Origin of the sequence: Novosphingobium sp. BW1, assembly GCF_008107685.1 — a bacterium.
Classification (GTDB): domain Bacteria; phylum Pseudomonadota; class Alphaproteobacteria; order Sphingomonadales; family Sphingomonadaceae; genus Novosphingobium.
This window is the reverse complement of record NZ_VIRF01000090.1, coordinates 1-16642: the sequence shown is the minus strand read 5'-3', so window position 1 is coordinate 16642 and position 16642 is coordinate 1. Positions and strand designations below refer to the sequence as shown.

Genomic DNA, 16642 nt, shown 5'->3' with positions numbered 1-16642 from the left:
GGGTTCACTCCGGCGAAACTACAAGATCGAGGCTGGCGGAATAGTTCAGCACATATCCTATCACGCCCTGTAACAGGTACCGGGAGTGACAGGTCGGAGAGAGAAGGGGAAGAGAGATGTCCCATCGCGAGGAACTTTCGCGATTCCTGAAAGCGGCCCGGGCACGGCTGACACCGTCCGAAGTGGGCCTCCCCGAAGGAGAACGACGCCGCGCAAAGGGACTGCGGCGAGAGGAAGTCGCCGCGCTGGCGGGCATGAGCGTCACTTGGTACACTTGGTTTGAACAGGGCCGCGAAATCCAGCTGTCCGCGCCCATGATCGAGCGGCTTGGGCGCACCTTGCGGCTTTCCGATACCGAGCGCGACTACCTGTTCGGCCTTGCGCAGCATCGCCCGCCGCCGCTTGCCTCCAGGCTGGACGAGGACATTCGTCCGGCCACGCGTCACCTGCTCGATACGCTGGGCATGCCCGCGCTGGTGATTGTCGCGGACTGGACCGTGGTCGGCTGGAACCGGATGGTGACGGCAGCCTTTCGTGACTATGCCAACATGCCGCGCAGCGAGCGCAATCTGTTCAAGATCCTGATGCTGGGCGAGCGCTACCAGCGCAATCCGGAGAGCTTTCGCGCGATGGCATCGCGTCTGGTCGCGCGGTTGAAGTGGGACTATAGTCAGGCTGGCACGCCTGAGGCATTTGACGAACTCATCGCGGAAATGACTGAGAAGTCAGAACATTTTCGCGAGTTCTGGGAGTGCAGCGCGATCCAGGCCCACTTTGGCGGGGAGAACAACGCGCGCGTGCCCGAAGTGGGCAAGATATCTTTCACGCACAGCTCCTATGGCATCGAGGAAGCTCCCGGCCAGCGCCTCATCCTCTTTGCTCCCAAGGGTGAGGAAGACGCCCGAAAGCTGGAAAGGCTGCGCGAACTCAGGCCCGAACTGGTGGCTCTGTAACACCGGGCGCGTTGCCGGTTACCTTGGCTCCGGCATCAGCAGGAAGGCGCAGGAACAGAAAGACCGACAGCGTTCCGATTCCCGCAAGCGCAAGCAGTGCGACGCGGTAGGGGAAGGGATCAGAGGCAAGCCCGTCGCCCAGCGGAAGGTTGAGGAACAGCGCGCCGAGCGAAATGCCCGCGGCGGCTGAAAGCGCGTTGCCGATGGCGTTGAGGACATTGGCGCCAGGCAGTTCGTCGGCCTCGACATCCGCGAAGGCCAGGCTGACCATGCCGGTGAAGGGCACCGAACGGGCCATTCCGATCAGGAACATGGCCAGCGCCATGAACCAGAGCGGCATTGCGGCCGTAAACGTGGCGACCGAGGCGCTGGCTGCCATCATCATCGCGGTGCCCACGACAAGGCCGCTGCGAAAGCCGACGCGGCGCAAGATCCGGCTGATGAAGGGTTTGACGGCAAGATCGCCCAGGTTGTTGGCGAGAAGCAGCAGGCCGGCCATTCCTGGAGAGAGGCCGAAAGCCAGCTGGAAGTAGAGCGGCAAGACCAGTGCGAGGCCCATGTGGGGAATACGCATGAGCATCCCGGCCCCATAGGAAATCGCGCGGAAGGTCTGGTGGCGCAGCGCGTCGAGAGGGACCAGTCCGTGGCGCATTCGACGTAGCCAGCGGTAGGCCGTGACGGCGAGCACGCTGCCAGTACCCATCAGGATGAGGGATACCGTGGGGGCGTCCGGGTGGGCGCCGAGCCGGTCCAGCCCGTAGATGAGGAGCGAGAGCGCGGAGGCTATTAGCACGAAGCCGACCGCATCGAAACGCAGCCGTTGGGGTGCAAGACGCGGGAGCAGTCGCCGGGTCAGCAATGCGCCGACCAGCGTGAGCGGAAGGTTGATCAGGAAGATCGAGGGCCACCCGAAGGCTTCTGTCAGGAACCCGCCGAGAGGCGGTCCGATGACCGGCGCGATAAGCGCGGGCGTGGTGCTGATCGCCAGCATTTCGACAAGGCGGTGCTTGGGCGTGATGCGCAGAAGGACGAGGTTCCCGACCGGGGTCATGAGGCTGGAGCAAAGGGCCTGGAAGGCGCGCGCGGCGACGAAGAAACCCAGCGTCGGGCTCTGCGAGCACGAGAGCGAGGCAACCCCGAAGCCAAGCACTGAAACCGTGAGGACGCGGCGGGGCCCGAGGCGCAGCGCGACCCAGCTGCTCAGTGGCAGGAACGCGGTCGAGACCATCAGATAGGCAGAGATGCCGATGCCAGCTCGCTCGCCGCGACGCCGAAGTCGCGCGCCATGTCGGGAAGCGCGGTCGCGATGACCGTGGCCTCAAGGATCGAGAGAAACATGACGAAGGCGACAAGGATGGCGGCTGCACGCGGATCGCCGTGCGGCGCATCCCTGCCGGGTGCCTCGGTTGCGCGAGGGCTGTCCGCTGCTTCGCTCATATATGGCTCCGAGGGCGGTTTAGCCCCGGAATGTGGTCGGCTCGGGTCAGGGGATCAGCCCTTCTTCTCGAAATAGGCGATGGCCCGGTATTCGTAGCTGCGCCGAACGTTCGCATCAGGACGGGTGGTGTCGTGAAAGGCGGTGTGCGGGCTGCGCCAGGCGCGTGAGTGGTCGGAATCGTGGAACTTGATGAAGATGACTTCATCGCGGGTCATGTCCGGATAGTACCACCAGCGGTGTCCGGGGCTGTACTTGAAAATCGTCGCGGCAAGCAGCTTTTCCTCGCCCGGGATGGGCGCGAAGAGGTCGGCGCCGGTCGGGATCTCGTCGACATCGACCTTGTAGTTGGAGATGCTGTCCTCCTCGCCGATCGAGGGGCCCTCACACAGCGCCAGCGGCCAGTCCTGCGGCGGCGGCGAGAAGGTGCGCCAGAGGCTGAAGCACAAGAAGCGGTCGTAGCCCGGACCATCGGGGCGCATCTGGTCGTAAAAGACCTTGGCGATGGCGTTGGCGGTGGGCGTGTTGAAATCGACATGGGCTTCGGCTGCGGGGGGCTGCACGCCGGCGGCGCCGACGACGGGCGAGCGCAGCTGGCCGCCCATGGGGTGAATGAAGTCGCAGCCCGTCAAACGCTTGGCAACGTCTTCCACTTCGGCCGGATAGATCGCCTTCAGCGTATCGGCATCGGCGAAGTCGGTCACCTTGGTGGGGTGCTTGGCGAGGCAGAAGCCGTGTTCGTCGAGAGTGGGAGGCGTGTCGCGCAGGCGCGCGTTGCGGATCGTTGCGGGATAGAAGTCGTAGACTCCAGTGTTGTACTCCGCGCCCGGCGCCCAGAAGCGACGGTTGATGCGCGAGGTCGGCACCAGATACTTGATCTCGGTATCGATGGCCGCGCCGGGGCGTAACAGGGTGGCACTGTCCATGGTCGTCCTCTCCTCCATGCTAGATGAGGCGCCTGCCGGATCTTCGTGTCGTGTCCTGTGCAGGCGCCGCTGTGCGGCCCTCGGGCTTGTCGGCGGCTCTACCCGGACGCGAAGCGTGCGCGCACGTCGTCGGGCACGCGTGCAGCCTTGAGGGGGGCGCTGCCGTCCTTCTCACAGATCGTCCAGACGCGCTTCTCAGTTCCCTCGACGCAGAGCACGTCGCCAAGGCGGATGCGGTGCGCGATGGTGAAACTGGAATTGCCGAAGATGGGGGCATCGGCCTCGATGGTCACTACATCGCCGTAGCTGGCGGGCCTCAGAAAGCGGACCGACAGGTCCACCAGCGGGAAACCTGCAACGCCCAACTCGCGCAGCATGTCGCGCTTCTTCGGAAGGCCCGCCGCTTCGAACAGCAGCACCGAACTCTCTGCAAACATGTCCATGTAGCGTGGGGCAAAGACGATGCCGGCCGGATCGCACTGGCCCCACTCGATGCGGTATTCGCGGGTCAGGAAGGGGATGGTTGGTGTGCTCATCGATCAGGCCAGGATGTTCTTGCCCTGGCGGGTCGTCTTGTCGGCCATTTCTTCCGCCTTGGGTGGTTCGGGCAGGAGCAGGCCGCGCTTGACCGCGGGGCGCTCACCTATGTTTTCGAACCAGCGCCGCAGGTGGGGCAGCCCCTCCATGTCGATGCAGGCCCAGTCGTGCCCGCGCACCCACGGGAAGCAGGCGATGTCGGCAATCGAATAGTCGCCTGCGAGGAATTCGTTGTCGGCGAGGTGTATGTCCATGACCTCGAAGAGGCGGCGGCTCTCGCGCGTGTAGCGGTCGATGACGTCCGGCAGCTTGGGCTCGAAGTAACGGTTGAAGACGGTCGCCTGGCCCATCATTGGTCCGAGGCCCGACATTTGCCACATCACCCACTGGATCGCGCGGCTGCGGCCCATCGTGTCGGCTGGCAGGAAGCGGCCGAACTTCTCGGCAAGGTAGATCAGGATCGCACCCGATTCGAACACCGCGAAACCACCGTTCTCGGCGTCGACCTCATGGTCGATCAGCGTGGGGATACGCCCGTTGGGATTGCGGGCCAGGTACCAGTCCTCCTTCTGCTCACGGTTGGTCAGCGAGATCGGACGCAAGGTGTAGTTCGCGTCCAGCTCCTCGAGCATGATGGTGGTTTTCCAGCCATTCGGTGTTTCCGAAGTCCACAGTTCCAGCACGTCTCTCTCCCATGGCGCCGTATGCGTGATTCGCCTTCAGGGTGCGCCATTCGTGGCACGGACGAAAGCAGAGGCGAACCTCGCGGGCAAGAAGAGTCCAAACAGTAGTATTGGGAGTGACAGTTAGGGCGTGCACATCCGCCCGCAGCTGCAAACAGTTGGCTATTGTAATAGTATCGCTGCTGGGCTTCCCCCCGACCGCGCGGCGACGCACTCTGCCATTCGAGAGATCCGCAAGGACACAAATGGAGAGGATACGCCCACTCGATGTTGACGCTGTACAGCTTTGGCCCCGGAGCCAATTCGCTTAAGCCCCTGCTGGCCCTTTACGAGAAAGGCCTCGATTTTACGCCGCGCTTCGTCGATCCGACCAAGTTCGAGCATCACGAGGAATGGTTCAAGAAGATCAACCCGCGCGGACAGGTTCCCGCGCTTGATCACGATGGCAACGTCATCACTGAATCGACCGTGATCTGCGAATACCTCGAAGACGTCTTCGCCGATGCGCCCCGGCTGCGCCCGACCGATCCTGTGCAGATCGCCGAGATGCGCGTGTGGACCAAGTGGGTGGACGAATACTTCTGCTGGTGCGTCTCCACCATCGGCTGGGAGCGCGGAATCGGCCCGATGGCGCGTGCGCTTTCGGACGAGGAGTTCGAGGCGAAGGTGAGCCGCATTCCGATCCCCGAGCAGCGGGCCAAGTGGCGCAGCGCGCGTGCGGGCTTCCCCAAGGAAGTGCTCGACGAGGAAATGCGCAAGATCCGCGTGTCCATCGATCGTCTGGAAACGCGTCTTTCCGAAAGCACCTGGCTGGCCGGTGAGGACTACACGCTCGCCGACATCTGCAACTTTGCCATCGCTAACGGCATGGAGAAGGGCTTTGACGACATCGTCAACACGACCGCCACGCCTAACCTCGTCGCCTGGATCGAGCGCATCAATGCACGCCCGGCCTGCCTCGAGATGTTCGCCAAGTCGCAGAACGAATTCGCGAACCGCAAGCCCTTCGCCAAGAGCGAAGCGCAGGCCTGAGGAGCGCACCATGGCCAAGGACAACCGCATTACGCTTTACGATCTGCAGCTCGCTTCGGGCTGCACGATCAGCCCCTTCGTGTGGCGCACCAAGTACGCGCTGGCGCACAAGGGCTTCGATATGGACATCGTGCCGGGCGGCTTTACCGGCATCGCCGAGCGCACGGGGGGACGGTCCGAACGCGCGCCGGTGATCGTCGATGATGGCAAGTGGGTACTCGATAGCTGGAAGATCGCCGAATACCTCGACGAGACCTATCCCGATCGCCCGATGCTGTTCGAGGGCCCTTCCATGAAGGTGCTCACCAAGTTCCTCGACGCCTGGCTCTGGAAGACGATCATTGCGCCGTGGTTCCGCTGCTACATCCTCGACTACCATGACCTGTCGCTCCCGCAGGACCATGCCTACGTGCGCGAATCACGCGAAACGATTTTCCTGGGCGGGCAGAAGCTGGAGGATGTCCAGGCAGGCCGCGAGGATCGTCTGCCGCATGTGCCGCCGTTGCTGGAGCCGCTGCGCCAGCTACTGCGCGAAACACCCTGGCTGGGCGGTGAGACACCCAACTACTCGGACTACACCGCGCTGGCCATCTTCCTGTGGACCGGCTCTGTGTGCACCACGCCGCCGCTCACCGAGGATGACCCCTTGCGCGACTGGCTCGACCGCGGCTTCGACCTTTACGGCGGGCTGGGGCGTCATCCGGGCATGCACACGCTGTTCGGCCTGAAGCTGCGCGAAGGCGATCCCCAACCCTTCGATCGTACGGGCCTTGGCATCGAGCCAGCGCCGGTCAACCAGGGCTCGGCCGAGCCGGCCACGGCGAGCTGAGGGGAGGGGCTCATGGCATGGGACGATGAACCCGAAGGCGGCGCCTTGCGCATGTACCAGATCCCGGGTTGCCCGTTCTCGGAACGGGTAGAGCTGCTGCTTGATCTCAAGGGGCTGGGCGCTGTCCTCGTCGACCACGAGATCGACATTTCCAAGCCGCGCCCGGACTGGCTCCTGAAGAAGACGCGGGGGACGACCTCGCTTCCCGCGCTGGAGCTGGAGAACGGGGAGACCTTGAAAGAGAGCATGGTCATCATGCGCTACATCGAGGACCGCTTTCCCGAACTGCCGGTCGCGCGCCAGGATCCCTACGAGCACGCTGTCGAGGCGATGCTGTGCGCAACCGACGGTGCCTACACCGGGGCCGGCTATCGCATGATCCTGAACCGGGACAAGGCCAAGCGCGAGGAATTGAAGGCCGAAGTCGACGCGCAGTACGCCCGGCTCGAGGATTTCCTGAGGCACTATAGTCCGGATGGGGTCTATCTGTTTGATCGCTTCGGCTGGGCCGAAGTGGCCTTTGCGCCGATGTTCAAGCGGCTGTGGTTCCTCGAATACTATGAGGACTACGAGGTGCCGCAGCACCTGACGCGGGTGCTTCTGTGGCGCGAGGCGACACTGGCCGAACCCGTCGTGCAGGCGCGCCATGGCCACCGCGAGTTGATGACGCTCTACTACGACTACACTCAGGGCGGTGGAAACGGACGTCTGCCCGAAGGGCGCAGCGTCTCCAGCTTCACCCTCGAGCCGCCCTGGCGCGCGCGGCCGATGCCGCCGCGTGACAAGTGGGGGCAGGGCGCCAGCGATGCCGCGCTCGGGCTAATCCCGGGCATTACCCTCCGTTCGGACACAGTGTCCGCCTGAGCGCACTGGCCGGACACCGAACACCAATTTGTGAGAGCAGGAAGCCGACAATGAAGAGCTATCTCCAGAACTACATCGATGGAAAGTGGGTCGACAGCACCGGGGGCGTGAAGCACACCGTCATCAACCCCGCGACCGAAGGCCCGGCGAGCGAGATCGTGCTGGGTACCAGCGCGGATGTCGATGCGGCGGTCACCGCCGCACGCACAGCCTTCGAGACCTTCAGCCAGACCACGCGCGAGGAGCGCATCGAACTGCTCGGCAAGGTGATCGAGGCCTACAAGACCCGCATTCCCGATATTGCCGAAGCGATAGCGGTGGAAATGGGCTGCCCGATCTCGACCGCCTCGACCGCGCAGGCAGGCTCGGGTCTGGGGCATCTCGCACAGGCTCTTGCCGCGCTTGAGAAGTTCGAGTTCTCCGAGCAGGTGGGCGACAACGTCGTGGTGCGTGAGCCGATCGGTGTAGTCGGTCTCATCACCCCTTGGAACTGGCCGATGAACCAGATCGTCGCCAAGGTCGGTCCGTGCCTTGCCGCGGGCTGCACGATGATCCTCAAGCCTTCCGAGGAAGCGCCGAGCTCGGCCGCGATCTTCGCAGAGGTGCTGGAAGCCGCTGGCGTTCCTGCTGGTGTATTCAACCTCGTTCAGGGCGATGGCCCGGGCGTTGGGACCGCTCTTGCCGCGCATCCGGGCATCGACATGATCAGCTTCACCGGCTCCACCCGCGCGGGCATCATGGTGGCCAAGAACGCGGCCGACACGGTCAAGCGCGTGGCGCAGGAATTGGGCGGAAAGTCGCCCAACATCATCCTTGAGGGCACCCCGCTCGACAAGGCGCTGCCCGGCGGCGTTGGCGGTGTGCTCCTGAACTCGGGCCAGTCGTGCGTGGCGCCGACGCGCATGCTCGTCCATGTCTCACAGCATGACGAGGCCGCGGCCGAAGTCGGCAAGATGTTCGCCGAGAAGCCGGTGGGCGATCCGATGAGCGAAGGCCCGCACATCGGTCCGGTCGTCAACAAGGCGCAGTGGGAAAAAATCCAGGGCCTGATCCAGAAGGGCATCGACGAAGGTGCGACGCTGGTCACAGGCGGCACCGGCCGTCCCGAAGGCTTCGAGCACGGCTTCTACGTGAAGCCCACTGTGTTCTCCAATGTAACGCCCGACATGGCCATCGCGCAGGAAGAGATCTTCGGTCCGGTCCTGGTGATCATGCCCTACAAGGACGAGGAGGATGCGGTGCGCATCGCCAACGACACGCCTTACGGTCTTGGCGCCTACATCGCGGGCGACCCGGCCAAGGCCAGCAAGCTGGTCGGCAAGCTGCGCGCCGGTGCGGTCTTCGTCAACGCAGGTGGCCTCGTCATGGACATGCCCTTCGGTGGCTACAAGCAGTCGGGCAATGGCCGTGAATTCGGCAAGTTCGGGCTTGAGGAATTCCTTGAGGTGAAGGCGGTGATCGGCACCTATGTGTCCGAGAACGCCTGATCCTTTCTGATCTTCGACACCTCCCGAAGGTGACTTCGCCCCGGATGCCTCGCGCATCCGGGGGATTTTTCATGCAGGCTCTGGGCCTGCTCAGGTGAGGTCCGCAAGTGAGATCGCCTGCCCTGCGGCCGAGGCGTGGTTGGCCTCGCGGCGCAGTCGTTCGATCTCGAGGCGCTCGGGCGGGGCCTGTTCGTCGGGGAGCGCGGCGAGCGAGGTGTGGTAAATCTCCTCAAAGTCTTCGGCGTACTCGGGGTGTGAGAAGATCAGTCCGCGGTTTTCCTCGATACCCTTCAAGGTCTTCTCGCCCACTTCGAGCGGGTCCATGCCAAGCTCGAAGGCCTTGCCAAATTCGGTCAGCGCCTCGGGGTCGATGTCCTCGAAGCCGCTTTGGGAAAAGGCTTCGGGGCGGCGAAACGCGCTGTCCCAGGCGTTGGTGCGGGTAAGTCCGGGGCATAGCAGCGAGACGCCGATGCCTTCGGGGGCAAGGTTGTAGCGCAGGCTTTCGGTGAGCCCGCGCACGGCGAACTTGCTGGCGGTGTAGATCCCGGCCTGTGGTCCGGAGAGATAGGCGGCCATTGAGGCGACGTTGACTACGTGGCCGCCCTTGCCGGTGCGCTTCAGCAGCGGAAGCAGGGCGACCAGACCATTTGCAACACCTCCAAAGTTGACCCCCATGATCCAGTCGTAATCGGCGTGCGTCGCGGTGTCGGTCGGGCCGAACACCGAGACGCCTGCGTTGTTGACCAACACATCGAGCCGACCGAATTTCACATCAATTTCGTCGGCCACTTCGGCGTAGCGCGCGCGGTCGGTGACATCGAGCTTCACGAAGAGCGGAATTTCCCGATTTTCCTTTTTAAACCAGTTTTCGGCCTGCGCCTTGTAGTCCTCGTTGCGGTAGCTGAGGGCGAGGCGAAAGCCTGCATTCGACAGCGCGCGGGCAATCCCGAAGCCAAGCCCCGACACGCCGCCTGTAATGAAGGCCACTCGTCCTTCGTGGTGTTTGCTCGTCTCTCCCATGGCGCACTCTTCTCCTCTCGCCTTGATTTCGATTAATGTTTGTGTAGCAAACTATAGCGAGCAAAATCATGCAACGGGAGAGATTCACATGACCGACGTGCTCGACAAGGCCGCGATCGCGCGCCTCGATGCGCTGGAACACCGCGTGGGCGAACTGGAGGACATCAACGCCATCCGTCGCCTTCACTGGGCCTACGGCTATTACATCGACTTCAACCAGCCCGAGGAAGTGGCGCAACTCTTCGCCGAAGACGGGGTGGTCGTCTTCCTTTCGGGCGAATATGTCGGGCACGCGGGTGTGAAGCGTCTCTACGGGGACTGGATCGCGGGCCGCTTCACCGGCGGGCGTCAGGGGCCGGTGGACGGCCTTCTCCTCGACCACTTCCAGATGCAGGACATCATCACCGTCGCGCCCGACCGCCAGAGTGCCAAGGGCCGTTTCCGGGGCATGCTGTTTGGTGGTTGGCATGACGATTTCCAGGACACGCGCGAGGAGATGATGCCTCAGCAGTTCATGGAGGCGGGCATCTACGAGAACGACTACGTGCGCGAGAACGGCGTGTGGAAGATCAAGCGCCTCGATTACATGATGCAGTGGCAGTCGAACTACGAAGATGGCTGGGCGCACACGACTTCGCACCTTCAGCCCGCCGGCGAGGTCTTCCCCAAGGATCCGCTGGGCCCTGATCGCCTGCTTCCCGAAAGCGAGCATCGTCCGACCTGGCCGTTCCGCCGCGACGTGCCGATGCACTTCGCGCACCCACGTTTCGGGGCCGTGCTGGCGGGTCAGTACGCTTCCTGATTCTTCTCGCGATTTTCGCGTTGGTTCCGCCTCTTATTGTATGCTAACGAAACAATCAGAGGCGGAGCGGAGCCGTAAAAGGCGGCCCGTTTGTCTGCAAGCCTTGGGAGAGACGGCGCCGTGAACTCGGTCGATGCCAGCCAGCGCGATCCGCGCGATATCATTTCCGAGGCCCCCATGTCGCGGGGCCAGATCATTGCCGTGGCGATCATGGTCGGGCTCAACGCGCTCGACGGGTTCGATGTGCTCTCGATCAGTTTTGCCTCGCCAGGCATCGCGACCGAGTGGGGGATCGACCGGGTGGCGCTGGGCGCGGTGCTCTCGATGGAGCTCATCGGCATGGCCGTGGGATCGGTGGTGCTGGGCGGCGTCGCTGACCGGATCGGTCGGCGCCGCACGATCCTGGGCTGCCTGGTCGTCATGGCGCTGGGCATGGCTATGGTCACGCAAACCACCAGCGTGACCGTGCTCTCGATCTGGCGTGTCCTCACAGGGCTCGGCATCGGCGGGATGCTCGCCTCGATCAATGCGGTCACGGCTGAATTTGCCAGCACCCGGCGCCGTACGCTGGCCATGGGCATCATGGTCATCGGCTACCCGATGGGTGCGGTTATCGGCGGGCTTATCTCTGCCCAGCTCCTCGTAATGTTCGATTGGCGCGCGATCTTCTGGTTCGGCGCGATCCTCACCGCTGTCTTCATCCCGCTGGTCTGGATCTTTGTACCCGAGAGCGTCCACTACACTCTTGTCCACCGAAACTCCGAAACGCTGGTGCGGATCAACGCCCTGCTTGCCCGCTTCGGGCACGAATCGGTTTCGGTTCTGCCGCCGGTGCGTGAGGAGGAGGAGAAGGCGTCCATTGCCGACATCCTGCGTCCGGGGTTGATGGCGACGACGCTTCTCGTCACCTTTGCCTACTTCGCCCACATCGTCAGTTTCTACTTCATTCTGAAGTGGACGCCCAAGATCGTGGTCGATCTCGGTTTCCCGCCGCCCGAGGCTGCGAGCGTGCTTGTCTGGGCCAACATGGGTGGCGTGCTGGGCGGCGCGATCTTCGGCTTTGCCGTGCAGCGCCTGCCGCTGAAAGGCGCGACCGTCACCATGCTGTTTGGCGCCTCGATCATGGTCGCGCTGTTCGGTGCGGCGGGGGCGAACACGCTCTTCGGCCTTTCCGCGCTGGCCTTTGCCTCGGGGCTTTTCACCAATAGCGCGGTCTCGGGTCTCTACACGCTCTTTGCACGGGTCTTCCCTACTCATGTGCGCGCGACCGGCACCGGCTTTGCCATCGGTATCGGGCGCGGCGGGGCGGCACTTTCACCGATCCTCGCCGGTGCGCTGTTCGAGTGGGGGCTTTCGCTTGCCCTGGTCGCGACCACCATCGCTCTGGGCTCACTCACGGCGGCCTTCGCACTTCTCGCCCTGCGTTTTCAGCCGCGTGACTGAAAGGAAAGGGAGCCTCCACTTTTGCTCTCGAAATAGCAATCAGACATAGCTATATCGATTTCCAGAGAACGATACGTTTGGAGAGCGAACTTGGACTACCAGCCGCATTGCGAAGCCCTTACCCGTCACCTGGAGATCACGCCGTTTCTGAAGGAACTGGCGGCCACGGGAATCGAGGTTGACCAGGATACATGGCAGCAGATCCTGCTGGAGGCCGCGAAGCTGGCTGAAGGCGTCATCGCGCCGGTGGACCGGGTAATGGACGAGATCGGCGCCAAGGTTGTCGATGGTCGTGTGAAGTGCGTGCCCGGCCACAAGGAGGCCTGGGACCAATTCGCGCAAGGCGGCTGGATCGGCCTGCCGCTTCCTGAGGAAATGGGGGGGATGGCCCTGCCACTTGTCTTGCAGAACGCCTGTGAAGAGCTGTTTAACCGGGCCTCTCCTGCCTTCTCAATGCTGGGAACTCCTGGGCGCACGGCGGCCGAGATGCTGGTGGCCAGCGCGCCTTCGGAAATCGCGGGCGAATGGGTTCCGCGTCTCGTCAGCGGCGAATGGGGCGCGACGATCTGTATTTCCGAGCCCGATGCAGGCTCCGATGTCGGGCGGATCCGGACGCGGGCGGTCTCCGATGGCGCGGACGGATGGCGTATCACCGGTGAGAAATGCTGGATCTCCTTTGGCGACCATGACCTGACCCAGCGCATCGGCCACTGCATGCTCGCGCGCTCGAACGAGGAGCCCGGCGTGCGTGGCCTCAGCCTGTTTTTAGTCCCTGACCGCCTTGAGGACGGCACGCGCAACGGTGCCTTCGTGCGCCGGATTGAGGAAAAGCTGGGGCTGCACGGCTCGCCGACCTGCGTGATGGGCTACGAGGATGCGCAAGGGACCCTGATCGGGCCGGAGGGGCGCGGTCTGCAGACGCTGTTTCACATGATGCTGCGCATGCGCCTCTCATGCAGTCCGCAAGGCATCGGCGTAGCGGCCAACGCGTTCGACCGTGCGCTGCGCTATGCCGGGGAGCGCCGGCAGGGCGGGGCGTCAGCCGACAAGCCGGTTCTCATCCGCGAGCACGCCGACGTTCAGCGCATGCTGCTGGGCATGGCCGGGCGTATTGAAGCCGCACGCGGTGTCTCGGTAGCTTGCGGTAACATCCTGCAATTGAGCGAGCGGGCGAAGGATCCGGCCGAAAAGGTGCGTTGGGCTTCGCTCACCCAGTTCCTCTTACCGATTGCCAAGGACATGGCGGCCAGGCTCGCCTTCGATTGTGCGAGCGAGGCGGTGCAGGTCTTCGGCGGAGCAGGCTACACCCGCGAATGGCCGGTCGAGCAGACCTTGCGCGATGCACGCGTGTTTGCCGTCTTTGAAGGCACCAGCGGCATTCAGGCCATCGACATGGTCCACCGCCGCCTCTGGCGCGAGAAGGGGGAGGGGCTGGGGCACTTCCTCGCAATCGCACGCGGCGAGGGCGACTTGGGCGATACGGACGTGGCCGCGCAACTGGGCGCAGGCCTCGATACGCTCGAAGCTGTTGCGGCACAGATGACGCAGATGGAAGGATCAGGCCGCGATGGCGATGCCGGGGCGCTGGCCTTCCTCGATCTGTGCGGGGCCTGTGTCGGCGGCTGGATTGCGGGGCGTCTGGTGCGCGACGCAGGGGAAGATCCGGCAGGGGCACGCCTCAAGGCTGCCGCGCGTTTCTACCTTGCCGAACTTCCGGCGCGCACAGAGGCGCTGGGCCGACTTGCAACGCTGGGCGAACGTCGCCTCAAAGGCTTCGCGGCGTTCGTTGAAGATTGAGATGGGGCAGGTGCGCGGGACAGGCCGTGCGCCTCAGAAAGCCTTGATGTCGACTTCGTGAATGCGCTTCAGGAGGGCGGCGAGCATGTGGAACTCGGCATCCGAAAAGCGCTCCTTGAGCCAGTTGCCAAGCTCAGTGCTGCGTTCGCGTGCGATCGAGAGCATGGCCGTGCCCGCCTCGGTGATGGCGAGCGTCTGGCGGCGCTTGTCGGTTGGCGACTGGCCACGTTGGATAAGTCCACGCCCTTCAAGGCGGTTGATGATGCCCATCACCGTGGCGCGGTCCATCTGGAGCGTGCGGCCAATATCGCTCTGCGAGGTTCCCGTGTTCTCCTGGATCAGGATCATCGTGGTGAGCTGGGTCTGGGTGATCCCCAGATCGCTGAAAATGTCGGAAAACCGCCGTTGCACCGCGCCCTGCGCCAGACGGAGATGTAGGTCGAGCACATGATCGATGCTCGCCGCAGTGGGCACTTCAGTCAGAGGGACGGGGGCGTTCATAGGCCCTAGTTGCGATCATTTCTGCATTGCGTCAAGCGGCGACTTGGATAAATTTGTGAGTGAGGCATACAATATCGCAAGGGCGAATCCAGGTACGAGATTCGCCGATCCAGGAGAGGATATGTCCCACTTCCCCGACAGCCCGAGTTTCACCGGGTTCAACACGCCGTCGCGCATCGAGGCCGACATTGCCGACCTTGCCCACGAAGGAACGATACCCGAAGCCTTGCGCGGCGCGTTCTACCGCGTCCAGCCCGATCCGCAGTTCCCGCCGCGACTGGGTGATGACATCGCCTTCAACGGCGATGGCATGGTCACCCGCTTCCACATCCACGACGGGCAGTGCGATTTTCGCCAGCGCTGGGCGAAGACCGACAAGTGGAACTTGGAACACGAAGCGGGCAAGGCCCTCTTTGGCGCGTACCGCAATCCCCTCACCGACGACCCGTCCGTCAAGGGAGAGTACCGCTCCACCGCCAACACCAACGCGTGGATCTACGCGGGCAAACTCTGGGCGATGAAGGAGGATAGCCCCGCGCTCCTGATGGACCCGGTGACGATGGAGACTACGGGTTTTGAAACCTTCGGCGGGACGATGAAGGGCGAGACCTTTACCGCGCACCCCAAGATTGATCCCGTCACCGGAAACATGGTCGCCATCGGCTACGCCGCTTCGGGGCTGTGCACCGACGATGTCGCCTACTACGAGGTCAATCCGCAAGGAGAGCTGGTCCGCGAGGTCTGGTTCAAGGTTCCCTACTACTGCATGATGCATGACTTCGCGATTACCGAGGACTACCTCGTCATCCACATCGTGCCCTCGATCGGCAGCTGGGAGCGGCTCGAGAAGGGCCTGCCGCACTTCGGTTTCGACACGACCAAGCCGGTGCACCTGGGCGTCCTCCCCCGCCGCGAGGGCGTCTCGGGTGACGAGATCCGCTGGTTCACGCGAGACAACTGCTTTGCCAGCCACGTCCTCAACGCCTGGCAGGAGGGATCGAAGATCCACTTCCTGACCTGCGAGGCGAAGAACAACATGTTCCCCTTCTTCCCTGACATCCACGGCGAGCCCTTCAACGGCATGGAGGCGATGAGCTACCCGACCGACTGGACGGTCGACATGGCCAGCAACGAGGAGGCCTTCGAGGCGGTCACGAAGCTGAGCGAGACGGCCTGCGAATTCCCGCGCATCGATGATCGCTTTACCGGCCAGCAGACCCGCTACGGCTGGTTCCTTGAAATGGACATGAAGCGCCCCGTCGAACTGCGCGGCGGCAGCGCGGGGGGGCTCCTGATGAACTGCCTCTTCCTCAAGGATTTCCAAACCGGCGAGGAGCAGCACTGGTGGTGCGGCCCGGTCTCCAGCCTGCAGGAACCCTGCTTCGTGCCCCGCAGCGCCGAGGGCGAGGAAGGCGACGGCTGGATCGTCCAGGTCTGCAACCGCCTGGAAGAGCACACCAGTGACCTCCTGATCTTCGACGCGCTCGATATCGCCAAGGGCCCCGTCGCGACCGTCCACATCCCGATCCGCCTGCGCTTCGGCCTCCACGGCAACTGGGTCGATGCTGAGGACATCGGCCTCGCCGCCTAGCCGCACCGGGGCAGGGTGACACCCAGGTTGACACAGGTGACACAGTCCAGAAGGTGTCACCCGGCCCCCGTGTCACCTTCCCAATGCGCCGGGTTCCAAGGAGATGGCAATAGCGAGCATTCCCTCGGTTTCGCACGAGCGGGCGCCTGTAGGAAAGTGGAAACGCCCGGCGTTGGGGGGCAAGAAAAGGCCGATGCGAGGGCCATCGCCCTCGCGCTCCCGGAATCGGCGAGGGCAGCGCCTATGCCATGGCTGTTCCATGTCGCAGCCCTCGGTTCCGCGTATCGCTCCTGCGAAGGTGTTGCGGCGGCTACGCGCCCATCTAAGCCATTCGAGCGAGTTTTTAGCGCGCCTCAGGCCGGACATTTAGTTTAGATAGGGCCTGGAGCAATCGAAGAGATTTGGCCTAAGATGACAAGCAGATTCAAAATTTCTAGCCGCTTTGCACAGCTCTTGGAGGAGGCTGCAAAGCTGGAGATGACAAAGCATACCGACAAATCGGCGACGTATGGCTCAGCGGAATATATTGACCATGAGGCTTTTACGACTTGGGGTGTCAAGGTACAAAATCTGCTGCGCCTAGTGGATTGATTCCAACGTTTGGTGCCCGCGCCGGACAGCGGCGATGATGTCGTGGGGGTCGGCTTTCCAGACGAAGGGACGCGGATCCTCGTTGTGCTCTTTGATGAAGCGGTTGATGGCTGCCTGCAGGTCTACAACGGAATGGAATACGCCGTTTTTC

At 63.4% G+C, this 16642-nt stretch carries 16 protein-coding genes and 1 pseudogene; 9 read left to right on the top strand and 8 right to left on the bottom strand.

The features are described 5' to 3' along the window. Positions 1–116 precede the first annotated feature (116 nt). A complete protein-coding gene (locus FMM79_RS17720) occupies positions 117–953 on the top strand; it encodes a helix-turn-helix transcriptional regulator (protein ID WP_148628774.1) in 837 nt (278 codons plus the stop codon). Here FMM79_RS17720 and FMM79_RS17715 read toward each other — a convergent pair. The 5 genes from FMM79_RS17715 to FMM79_RS17695 form a co-directional block, all read right to left on the bottom strand. Then, positions 928–2181 carry an MFS transporter gene (locus FMM79_RS17715; protein WP_148628773.1) on the bottom strand — a complete coding sequence of 418 codons (1254 nt, stop codon included), beginning with the start codon at positions 2179–2181 and terminating at the stop codon, positions 928–930. The genes FMM79_RS17720 and FMM79_RS17715 overlap by 26 nt on opposite strands. Further along, positions 2181–2390: a multidrug efflux MFS transporter gene (locus FMM79_RS17710; RefSeq protein WP_148628772.1), complete on the bottom strand. Its 210-nt coding sequence runs from the start codon at positions 2388–2390 to the stop codon at positions 2181–2183. Before FMM79_RS17710 ends, FMM79_RS17715 begins: the two co-directional genes overlap by 1 nt. Before the next feature lie 54 nt (positions 2391–2444). Continuing rightward, the gene (locus FMM79_RS17705) at positions 2445–3314 is read right to left on the bottom strand and encodes a CmcJ/NvfI family oxidoreductase (protein ID WP_148628771.1); all 870 of its coding nucleotides are present in this window, start codon (positions 3312–3314) and stop codon (positions 2445–2447) included. A 98-nt stretch (positions 3315–3412) separates the two neighbouring features. After that, positions 3413–3850, bottom strand: coding sequence for a thioesterase family protein (locus FMM79_RS17700; protein WP_148628770.1), 438 nt, complete (start codon positions 3848–3850; stop codon positions 3413–3415). 3 nt (positions 3851–3853) lie between these two features. Beyond that, positions 3854–4534 (bottom strand): glutathione S-transferase family protein, encoded by a 681-nt coding sequence (locus FMM79_RS17695; protein ID WP_148628769.1) that lies wholly within the window; start codon positions 4532–4534, stop codon positions 3854–3856. A gap of 267 nt (positions 4535–4801) precedes the next feature. Here FMM79_RS17695 and FMM79_RS17690 point away from each other — a divergent pair, with 267 nt between their 5' ends. The 4 genes from FMM79_RS17690 to FMM79_RS17675 are packed head-to-tail and all read left to right on the top strand — an operon-like array spanning position 4802 to position 8746. Beyond that, positions 4802–5566, top strand: a complete 765-nt coding sequence (locus FMM79_RS17690) for a glutathione S-transferase family protein (RefSeq protein ID WP_148628768.1) — start codon at positions 4802–4804, stop codon at positions 5564–5566. A gap of 10 nt (positions 5567–5576) precedes the next feature. Continuing rightward, positions 5577–6395: a beta-etherase gene (locus tag FMM79_RS17685; RefSeq protein WP_148628767.1), complete on the top strand. Its 819-nt coding sequence runs from the start codon at positions 5577–5579 to the stop codon at positions 6393–6395. Positions 6396–6407: 12 nt separating this feature from the next. Beyond that, the gene (locus tag FMM79_RS17680; RefSeq protein ID WP_240339290.1) at positions 6408–7259 is read left to right on the top strand and encodes a glutathione S-transferase family protein; all 852 of its coding nucleotides are present in this window, start codon (positions 6408–6410) and stop codon (positions 7257–7259) included. Between the two features lie 50 nt (positions 7260–7309). Continuing rightward, positions 7310–8746, top strand: coding sequence for an aldehyde dehydrogenase family protein (locus tag FMM79_RS17675; protein ID WP_148628766.1), 1437 nt, complete (start codon positions 7310–7312; stop codon positions 8744–8746). Between the two features lie 90 nt (positions 8747–8836). On the opposite strand, the gene FMM79_RS17670 is transcribed toward FMM79_RS17675, so the two are convergent. Then, positions 8837–9766 (bottom strand): SDR family oxidoreductase, encoded by a 930-nt coding sequence (locus tag FMM79_RS17670; RefSeq protein WP_148628765.1) that lies wholly within the window; start codon positions 9764–9766, stop codon positions 8837–8839. An 88-nt stretch (positions 9767–9854) separates the two neighbouring features. Between FMM79_RS17670 and FMM79_RS17665 the strand changes: the two genes are divergently transcribed. From FMM79_RS17665 to FMM79_RS17655, 3 genes are all read left to right on the top strand, one after another. Then, the gene (locus FMM79_RS17665; protein ID WP_148628764.1) at positions 9855–10568 is read left to right on the top strand and encodes a nuclear transport factor 2 family protein; all 714 of its coding nucleotides are present in this window, start codon (positions 9855–9857) and stop codon (positions 10566–10568) included. 177 nt (positions 10569–10745) lie between these two features. Next, positions 10746–12011 (top strand): MFS transporter, encoded by a 1266-nt coding sequence (locus FMM79_RS17660; RefSeq protein WP_148628991.1) that lies wholly within the window; start codon positions 10746–10748, stop codon positions 12009–12011. A 90-nt stretch (positions 12012–12101) separates the two neighbouring features. After that, the gene (locus FMM79_RS17655; RefSeq protein WP_148628763.1) at positions 12102–13808 is read left to right on the top strand and encodes an acyl-CoA dehydrogenase; all 1707 of its coding nucleotides are present in this window, start codon (positions 12102–12104) and stop codon (positions 13806–13808) included. A 33-nt stretch (positions 13809–13841) separates the two neighbouring features. Here FMM79_RS17655 and FMM79_RS17650 read toward each other — a convergent pair whose 3' ends face one another. After that, complete coding sequence (locus tag FMM79_RS17650) at positions 13842–14309, bottom strand: MarR family winged helix-turn-helix transcriptional regulator (RefSeq protein WP_148628762.1); 468 nt, start codon at positions 14307–14309, stop codon at positions 13842–13844. A gap of 121 nt (positions 14310–14430) precedes the next feature. On the opposite strand from FMM79_RS17650, the gene FMM79_RS17645 reads away from it, so the two are divergent. Next, entirely contained in the window at positions 14431–15900 is a 1470-nt protein-coding gene (locus FMM79_RS17645; RefSeq protein WP_148628761.1) for a carotenoid oxygenase family protein, read from the top strand. A gap of 579 nt (positions 15901–16479) precedes the next feature. On the opposite strand, the pseudogene FMM79_RS17640 reads toward FMM79_RS17645, so the two are convergent. Beyond that, a pseudogene (locus FMM79_RS17640) lies at positions 16480–16642 on the bottom strand (IS630 family transposase); the annotation flags it as partial.